Origin of the sequence: Bradyrhizobium uaiense (genome assembly GCF_010811875.1) — a bacterium.
Taxonomy (GTDB): Bacteria; Pseudomonadota; Alphaproteobacteria; order Rhizobiales; family Xanthobacteraceae; genus Bradyrhizobium; species Bradyrhizobium uaiense.
Genome location: NZ_VKHP01000336.1, coordinates 1 through 8,598 on the forward strand (window position 1 = coordinate 1; position 8,598 = coordinate 8,598).

Sequence of the window (8,598 nt, forward strand, 5' to 3'; positions counted from 1 at the left end):
GGGTAGGGAGAGGGGTGGCGGCATCGGGACTGCCCGAGTGGTACCCCTTCCCCCCACCCCTCCCCGCAAGGGGGAGGGGAGCCCGCGCGCCGGTGCTCACCTTACGAAAGCGAAGACGTTCATGACTGGTCATCCCGGCGAACAATATTATCCCAAGGGCGTGCAGTGGAGCGATGAGATCACGCGCGGCACGCTGCCGGATCTGCTCTCGACCGCGGCCGCCGAATACGGCGCGCGCCCGGTGCTCGAATTCCGCGACCGGCCGATCAGCTACAGCGAGCTCGAGGCCCTGGTTGAGACCGCGGCCGCCGCCTTCATGCGGGCCGGTTACGGCAAGGGCACCTCGGTCGCGCTGTTTCTCGGCAATTCGCCTGATCATCCGATCAATTTCTTCGGTGCGCTGAAGGCCGGCGCGCGCGTGGTGCATCTGTCGCCGCTCGACGGCGAGATCGCGCTGTCGCACAAGCTGTCCGATTCAGGCGCGCGCGTGCTGGTCACCAGCAACCTCTCGGCGCTGCTGCCGACTGCGCTGAAATTCCTCGCCAAGGGTCTGCTCGACCGTCTGATCGTCTGCGAGGACGGCAATTGGGGCAAGGCCGGCACACAGCAAGCCGCGCTGCCTGACAATCCTGCGATCATTACCCACAAGCAGTTCATCGACGGTGCGACAAAGCCGTCGCAGTGGCCTGCGGTCGACGTCGAGGACGTCGCGCTGCTGCAATATACCGGCGGCACCACGGGCCTGCCCAAGGGCGCCATGCTCAGCCACGGCAATCTCACCGCGGCGGTGTCGATCTATGATGTCTGGGGCAAGCCCGCGCGGCTCGAACGCAACGCGGTCGAGCGCGTGATCTGCGTGCTGCCGCTGTTTCATATCTATGCGCTGACCGTCGTGCTGCTGTCGGCGATCCGGCGCGGCCATCTGATCTCGCTGCATCAGCGCTTCGACGTCGAAGCCGTGATGCGCGATATCGAGGTCAAGCGCGCGACGGTGTTTCCCGGTGTGCCGACGATGTGGATCGCGATTGCCTCGCTGCCCGATCTCGACAAGCGCGATCTGTCTTCGCTGGTGGTCGCCGGCTCCGGCGGCGCGCCGCTGCCGGTCGAGGTCGCCAAGATCTTCGAGCGCCGCGTCGGAATGAAGCTGAAGAGCGGCTGGGGCATGACCGAGACCTGCTCGCCCGGCACCGGCCATCCCAAGGAAGGCCCGGAGAAGCCGGGTTCGATCGGGCTGATGCTGCCCGGCATCGAGATGGACGTGGTGTCGCTGGAGGATTCCACCAGGGTGATGCCGGTCGGCGAGGTCGGCGAAATCCGCATCCGCGGCCCGAACGTCACCAAGGGCTACTGGAACAGGCCGGCGGAGACCGCGGAGGCCTTCGTCGGCGATCGCTTCCTGACCGGCGACATCGGTTACATGGATGCCGACGGCTATTTCTATCTGGTCGACCGCAAGAAGGACATGATCATCTCCGGCGGCTTCAACGTCTATCCGCAGATGATCGAGCAGGCGATCTACACCCATCCCGCCGTGCAGGAGGTAATCGTGATCGGGATCCCCGACGATTACCGCGGCGAGGCGGCGAAGGCCTTCATCAAGCTGCGCGACGGCGAGAAGCCGTTCACGATCGACGAGCTGCGCACGTTCCTCACCGGCAAGGTCGGCAAGCATGAACTGCCGGCCGCGGTCGAGTTCGTCGCGGAGCTGCCGCGCACCCCGGTCGGCAAGCTGTCGCGTCACGAACTGCGCCAGCAGCAGCCGAAGGCATCGCAATCGCAGCAGCAACAGACCGCATCAGGGTCGCGCTCATGATCGATGCGGCGCAACGATACGTAATGTCGTCGTCCCGGCGAAAGCCGGGACCCATACGCCGCGGCCTTGGTAAGAGGCACAAGCGGCAGCCGGCTTTGCCAATAACGACGGCCGGTGGTTATGGGTCCCGGCTTTCGCCGGGACGACATTGAGATTGACGAGGCATTCAACTTACAAAGGAGGATCCGATGGATCTCGCTTTCACCAAGGAAGAGATAGCGTTTCGCGAGGAGGTACGGGAGTTCTTCAAGAACAACGTGCCGCCGGAGACCCGGCGCAAGCTGCAGGAAGGCCGCCATCTGTCGAAGGACGAGATGGTCACCTGGTGGCGTATCCTCAACAAGAAGGGCTGGGGCGTCACCCACTGGCCGAAGGAATATGGCGGCACCGGCTGGACCACCGTGCAGCACTACATCTTCAATGAAGAGCTGCAATCCTATCCCGCGCCGCAGCCGCTCGCCTTCGGCGTCAGCATGGTCGGCCCGGTCATCTACACCTTCGGCAACGAGAAGCAGAAGAAGGAATATCTGCCGCGCATCGCCAATGTCGACGACTGGTGGTGCCAGGGCTTCTCGGAGCCGGGCTCCGGTTCGGACCTCGCTTCGCTGAAGACCACGGCCGAGCGCAAAGGCGACAAGTGGATCATCAACGGCCAGAAGACCTGGACCACGCTGGCCCAGCACGCCGACATGATCTTCTGTCTCTGCCGCACCGACAAGAACGCGAAGAAGCAGATGGGCATCTCCTTCATCGTGTTCTCGATGAAGTCGAAGGGCGTCACCGTGCGCCCGATCCAGACCATCGACGGCGGCCACGAAGTCAACGAAGTGTTCTTTGACGACGTCGAGGTGCCCTACGAGAACCTGATCGGCGAAGAGAACAAGGGCTGGGATTACGCAAAATTCCTGCTCGGCAATGAGCGCACTGGCATCGCCCGGGTCGGCGTGTCGAAGGAGCGGCTGCGCCGCATCCGTGCACTCGCCTCCAAGGTCGAGTCCGGCGGCCGTCCTGTCATCGAGGATCCGGCGTTCCGCGAGAAGCTCACGGCCTGCGAGATCGAGCTGAAGGCGCTCGAGCTGACCCAGCTCCGCGTCGTCGCCGACGAGGGCAAGCACGGCAAGGGCAAGCCCAATCCGGCGTCCTCGGTGCTCAAGATCAAGGGCTCGGAAATCCAGCAGACCACCACCGAGCTGCTGATGGAGATCATCGGTCCGTTCGCCGCGCCCTATGACGAGCACGGCGATGCCGGCTCGAACGAGAGCATGGATTGGACCGCGCAGATCGCGCCGAGCTACTTCAACAACCGCAAGGTTTCGATCTACGGTGGCTCCAACGAGATCCAGCGCAACATCATCAGCAAGGCGGTGCTGGGGCTGTAGGCCACAAATTCGGTGTCGTCCCCCGCGCATGCGGGGGACCCAGTACGCCGAGGCGGTCGTGATTCCCAATGAGCGCCGCGGCGTACTGGATCCCCGCTTTCGCGGGGATGACGAGTGGAGATCAGGGCAGGCGCCCGCGTGATTTTGGAGAGATGGTAAAATGGATTTTGATCTGTCCGAGGAGCAGCGGCTTCTCAAGGAAAGTGTCGACGGTCTGCTGGCGGATGCCTACGACTTCGATGCGCGTAAGAAGTACATGAAGGAGAAGGGCGGCTGGAGCAAAGCGCTCTGGGGCAAGCTCGCCGAGCAGGGCCTGCTTGGTCTGCCCTTTGCGGAGACCGACGGCGGCTTCGGCGCCGGCGCGGTCGAGACCATGATCGTGATGGAAGCACTCGGCAAGGCGCTGGTGGTCGAGCCGTATCTCGCCACTGTCGTGGTCGCCGGCGGCTTCCTGCGCCATGGCGGCTCGGCCGAGCAGAAGGCCAAGTACATCCCGGGCATCATCGACGGCAGCAAGACCTTCGGCTTTGCTCAGCTCGAGAAGAACTCGCGCTATGACCTGTTCGACGTCGTGACCACGGCCAAGAAAAAGGGTGACGGCTGGGTGATCGACGGCGAGAAGTTCGTCGTGCTCAACGGCGAGAACGCCGACACGCTTGTCGTGACCGCGCGCACCAAGGGCGGCCAGCGCGACAAGGCCGGCATCGGCGTATTCCTGGTCCCGGCGGACGCCAAGGGCGTCACCAGGAAGGGCTATCCGACGCAGGACGGCCTGCACGCGGCCGACATCACCTTCACCAATGTCGAGGTCGGTGCGGACGCTGCGATCGGCGATCCCGAGAACGGCCTGCCGTTGATCGAGCGCGTCGCGGACGAAGCCCGCATTGCGCTGTGCGCGGAAGCGGTCGGCGCGATGGACGAGTCGCTGAAGGAGACCGTCGAGTACATCAAGACCCGCAAGCAGTTCGGCGTTGCGATCGGCTCGTTCCAGAGCCTGCAGCACCGTGCCGCCGACATGTTCGTGGCGCTGGAGCAGGCCCGCAGCATGTCGATGTTCGCGACCATGGCGTCGGACTTCGCCGATGCCAAGGAGCGTTCGTCGGCGGTCGCGGCCGCCAAGGTGCAGGTCGGCAAGTCGCTGAAGTTCGTCGGCCAGCAGTCGATCCAGCTTCACGGCGGCATCGGCATGACCATGGAAGCCAAGATCGGCCACTATTTCAAGCGACTGACCATGATCGAGAACACGCTCGGCGACACCGACTACCACCTCCGTCGCGTCAGCGAGGGCGGCGGGTTGTTGGCCTGAACCCACTCACGTCATTCCGGGGCGCCGCAACGCGGCGAACCCGGAATGCATTTCACCACCAATGATGCGGCCCAATGGATTCCGGGTTCTCGCTTCGCGAGCCCCGGAATGACGGCCGATCCGGGAGGCAACAACAATGAAAAACACCCCGTTCGATCTCACCGGCCAGGTTGCGGTCATCACCGGCTCGAGCCGCGGCATCGGCCGCTCCTCGGCGGAGCTCTTGGCAAAACTCGGCGCCAAGGTCGTGGTCTCCTCGCGCAAGGCGGATGCCTGCCAGGAGGTCGCCGACGGCATCAAGAAGGCCGGCGGCGATGCGCTCGTCATTCCCTGCAACATCGCGCGCCGCGCGGAAGTCGAGGCGCTGGTCTCGGGCACCATCAAGCATTACGGCAAGATCGACATCCTGGTCTGCAACGCCGCGGTGAATCCCTACTACGGACCGCTGCTCGACATCACCGACGAAGCCTTCGACAAGATCATGGGCTCGAACGTCAAGAGCAACATCTGGCTTTCCGCACTGGCGATCCCGCAGATGGCCGAACGCGGCAAGGGCTCGGTCGTCATCATCTCCTCGATCGGCGGCTTGCGCGGCTCGACCGTGATCGGCGCCTACGGCATCTCCAAGGCGGCGGACTTTGCGCTGTGCCGCAGCCTCGCCGGCGAATGGGGACCGAAGGGCGTGCGGGTCAATTGCGTGGCGCCGGGCCTCGTGAAAACCGATTTCGCCCGCGCGCTGTGGGAAGATCCGGACAATTTGAAGCGCCGCACCGCATCGACGCCGCTCCGCCGCATCGGCGAGCCCGACGAGATCGCCGGCGCCGTGGCCTATCTCGCGTCCGACGCCTCGACCTTCATGACCGGCCAGACAATCGTGGTCGACGGCGGCGTGACGACGGCGGCGACGTAAGGGGCTGTTCCTTCGGGATGACGCGGTGATTGCTCAGCTTGCTCAGTGTCATCACCCGCGTATGCGGGTGATCCAGTATCCCAGAGACCGCAGTGCTTGAGCCGAAGGGCCGCGGCGTACTGGATCGCCCGGTCGAGCCGGGCGATGACAAGGGGCATATGCGATAGCCTTCCTGCGCAAGCGAGAGGGGAGCTCAGCCCGCCTCACACCTGTTCCAGCGCCCGCTCGAAATCCTCGATCAAATCGTCGGGATGCTCCAGCCCCGCCGAGAAGCGGATGAAGCCTTCGCTGATGCCGAGCTCGGCGCGGGCCTCCGGCGCCAGGCGCTGATGCGTCGTGGTGGCGGGATGCGTGACCAGGCTCTTGGCATCGCCGAGATTGTTGGAGATGCGCGAGATCTTCAGCGCGTTGAGGCAGCGGAAGGCGCCGGCCTTGCCGTCCTTGACCTCGAAGCCGACCAACGTCGAGCCGGCGCCCATCTGCTTCTTCACCGTCGCGGCCTGCGGATGGTCGGGGCGGCCGGGATAGACCAGCCGCGTGATCTTCGGATGTTTCGCGAGCGCCTCGGCGATCTTCGCCGCGTTCTCGGTCTGCGCGCGAACGCGGACGCCGAGCGTCTCCAGCCCCTTCAGCAGCACCCAGGCGTTGAACGGCGACAGCGACGGGCCGGTCTGGCGCATGAAATTGTGGATGTGCTCGGCGATGAAGGCTTCCGACGACAGGATGATGCCGCCGAGACAGCGGCCCTGACCGTCGATGTGCTTGGTCGCGGAATAGACCACGACGTCGGCGCCGAGCGACAGCGGGCTCTGCCAGATCGGCGTCGCGAACACGTTGTCGACGATCAGCCGGGCGCCGCCGCTATGCGCGATCTCAGCGATCGCACCGATATCGAGCACGTCGAGGGTCGGATTGGTCGGGCTCTCCAGGAAGAAGGTCTTGGTGTTCGGCCGCAAGGCGCGCTGCCATTGGTCGAGATCGAGGCCGTCGACCAGCGTCGTCTCGATGCCGTAGCGCGGCAGCAGGTCCTGCACGACGTAAAGGCAGGAGCCGAACAGCGCCTTCGACGCCACCACGTGATCGCCGGCCTTCAGCGGCGCGAGGATCGCGGTGGTCACCGCGGCCATGCCGGTCGCGGTCGAGCGCGCGGCTTCCGCGCCCTCGAGCTCGATCATGCGGCGCTCGAACATCGCAATCGTCGGGTTGGAATAGCGCGAATAGATGAAGCCGGGATCCTGGCCCTTGAAGCGCGCCTCGCATTGCTCGGCGGTGTCGTAGACGTAACCCTGGGTGAGAAACAGCCCTTCCGACGTCTCCCCGAATTGCGAGCGCAGCGTGCCGCCATGGACGAGGCGGGTTTCGGGACGAAAGCGGGCGGTACCTTCAGATTCAGACATGTGACCTCCGAAGTGGCCATTTCCTCTGAAAATGGCCACAAAAAAACCGGCCTAGAGAAACCTCCACAAGCCGGGATCACACTGTCCCCGGCCTGTTTAGCGACTTATTTAACGTGGCTGCAAGCCGGCCGGCTCAAATCACCACGGGATAAGTGCAGCTGATATTCCCTCGCGCCCTTTCCGTCAAGACGGTCATCGGATAACCCGTAAAAGCCCATGTTTTGGGGCTTGGTGGCCGCCTGGAGTATGATTTTGGGCCATCCCGAGGGACCGTGCCGTGTCGTTCACGCTGGAAGATGAATCCAACGGAATCCTGCCCGACCGCATGATCGCGGAGATGGCGGAGGCCGGCCTCATTCTGCCCGCCTATGACTTTGTCGAGAGCCAGATCCAGCCGGCGAGCCTCGACCTGCGTCTCGGCGACATCGCCTACCGCGTCCGCGCCAGCTTCCTGCCGGGGCCCGATGCCACCGTCGCCGAGCGGATCGACCAGCTCAAGCTGCATGAGATCGATCTGTCCGACGGCGCGGTGCTGGAGACCAATTGCGTCTACATCGTCCCGCTGCTGGAGAGCCTGGCGCTGCCGCCGGAGATCGTGGCTGCCGCCAACCCGAAGAGCTCGACCGGACGACTCGACGTTTTCACCCGCGTGATCGCCGACGGCACCCGCCGCTTCGACATGATCGGCGCCGGCTATCACGGCCCGCTCTATGCCGAGATCTCACCGAAGACGTTTCCGGTGCTGCTGCGCGAAGGGTCGCGGCTCAGCCAGGTCCGCTTCCGGATCGGTGAAGCAACGTTGACCGCCGACGAGCTCGATGCGCTGCATGCCGCCGAGCGGCTGGTCGATGCCGACAATGCCGATCTCACCCATGGCGTCGCGCTGTCGGTCGATCTCTCCGGCGAGAATTCGGGCGGTTTCGTCGGCTATCGCGCCAAGCGCCACACCGGCGTGGTCGATGTCGATCGCCGCGGCGGCTATTCGGTCGACGAGTTCTGGGAGCCGATCAAGGCGCGCTCCGACGGCAGCCTCATCCTCGATCCCGGTGAGTTCTACATCCTGGCTTCGAAAGAGGCCGTGCAGGTGCCGCCGGACTACGCCGCGGAGATGGTGCCGTTCGATCCACTGGTCGGCGAATTCCGCGTCCACTATGCCGGCTTCTTCGATCCCGGCTTCGGCTATGCCGGCGCCGGCGGAAAGGGCGCGCGCGCCGTGCTGGAAGTGCGCTCGCGCGAGGTGCCGTTCATCCTCGAGCATGGGCAGATCGTCGGCCGTCTCGTCTACGAGCGCATGCTGGAGCGTCCCGACGCGCTCTATGGCCAGCGGATCGGCTCGAACTACCAGGCGCAGGGCCTGAAGCTCTCCAAGCATTTTCGCGTGTAATTCCGTTTCGCGCGCGTAATTCCGCGAGTCGCATTTCGCGTCGCGTCGCGTCGCGCGGCAAGGCCATCTCGCCATCATTCTCCGCTGTCATTCCCCGCGAAAGCGGGGAATCCAGTACGCCGCGGCCCCTCCGTTGACGACAACTGCCTCTGGAATACTGGATCGCCCGGTCGAGCCGGGCGATGACACCGAGTATGTGTTGGTTGCGTCGTATCCTCCGCGATGACACATTCCCGCAAACAATAAGATCGGGAGTGAGCATGAGCGCCGCAACAGATTCACCGCAGCAACAGGCGCAGTGGCGGAAGTGGCGCAGCGTCGCCGATCTCTATCATGCCTTCTTCACCGGGCTGATCCTCACCGTGGTCACGCGGCGCGGCACGGCTGACGCCGCCGAGTTCGGTTTCCG

General features: G+C 64.5%; 6 protein-coding genes and 1 riboswitch. Of the genes, 5 read left to right on the forward strand and 1 reads right to left on the reverse strand.

Annotation, left to right across the window (positions count from 1 at the left end):
- The first annotated feature begins 121 nt into the window (after nt 1–121).
- From pimA to FNJ47_RS42600, 4 genes are all read left to right on the forward strand, one after another.
- Nucleotides 122–1,813, forward strand: coding sequence for a dicarboxylate--CoA ligase PimA (gene pimA / locus FNJ47_RS42585; protein ID WP_163162332.1), 1,692 nt, complete (start codon nt 122–124; stop codon nt 1,811–1,813).
- A 188-nt stretch (nt 1,814–2,001) separates the two neighbouring features.
- Nucleotides 2,002–3,192, forward strand: a complete 1,191-nt coding sequence (gene pimC / locus FNJ47_RS42590; RefSeq protein ID WP_074131939.1) for a pimeloyl-CoA dehydrogenase large subunit — start codon at nt 2,002–2,004, stop codon at nt 3,190–3,192.
- Between the two features lie 160 nt (nt 3,193–3,352).
- Nucleotides 3,353–4,498, forward strand: coding sequence for a pimeloyl-CoA dehydrogenase small subunit (gene pimD / locus FNJ47_RS42595; protein WP_163162333.1), 1,146 nt, complete (start codon nt 3,353–3,355; stop codon nt 4,496–4,498).
- Nucleotides 4,499–4,634: 136 nt separating this feature from the next.
- Complete coding sequence (locus FNJ47_RS42600) at nt 4,635–5,408, forward strand: SDR family NAD(P)-dependent oxidoreductase (protein WP_163162334.1); 774 nt, start codon at nt 4,635–4,637, stop codon at nt 5,406–5,408.
- A gap of 203 nt (nt 5,409–5,611) precedes the next feature.
- Here the strand turns inward: FNJ47_RS42600 and FNJ47_RS42605 are convergent, their stop codons facing one another.
- Nucleotides 5,612–6,805: an O-succinylhomoserine sulfhydrylase gene (locus tag FNJ47_RS42605; protein WP_163162335.1), complete on the reverse strand. Its 1,194-nt coding sequence runs from the start codon at nt 6,803–6,805 to the stop codon at nt 5,612–5,614.
- A gap of 75 nt (nt 6,806–6,880) precedes the next feature.
- Nucleotides 6,881–6,960, reverse strand: a riboswitch (SAM riboswitch).
- Nucleotides 6,961–7,082: 122 nt separating this feature from the next.
- Here FNJ47_RS42605 and FNJ47_RS42610 point away from each other — a divergent pair.
- A complete protein-coding gene (locus FNJ47_RS42610) occupies nt 7,083–8,189 on the forward strand; it encodes a 2'-deoxycytidine 5'-triphosphate deaminase (RefSeq protein ID WP_163162336.1) in 1,107 nt (368 codons plus the stop codon).
- Nucleotides 8,190–8,598: the final 409 nt, after the last annotated feature.

Excerpts from the sequence above, each read along its gene's own strand:
- pimA (WP_163162332.1), top strand. The coding sequence starts at position 122 with ATGACTGGTCATCCCGGCGAACAATATTATCCCAAGGGCGTGCAGTGG.
- pimC (WP_074131939.1), top strand. The coding sequence starts at position 2,002 with ATGGATCTCGCTTTCACCAAGGAAGAGATAGCGTTTCGCGAGGAGGTA.
- pimD (WP_163162333.1), top strand. The coding sequence starts at position 3,353 with ATGGATTTTGATCTGTCCGAGGAGCAGCGGCTTCTCAAGGAAAGTGTC.
- FNJ47_RS42600 (WP_163162334.1), top strand. The coding sequence starts at position 4,635 with ATGAAAAACACCCCGTTCGATCTCACCGGCCAGGTTGCGGTCATCACC.
- FNJ47_RS42605 (WP_163162335.1), bottom strand. The coding sequence starts at position 6,805 with ATGTCTGAATCTGAAGGTACCGCCCGCTTTCGTCCCGAAACCCGCCTC.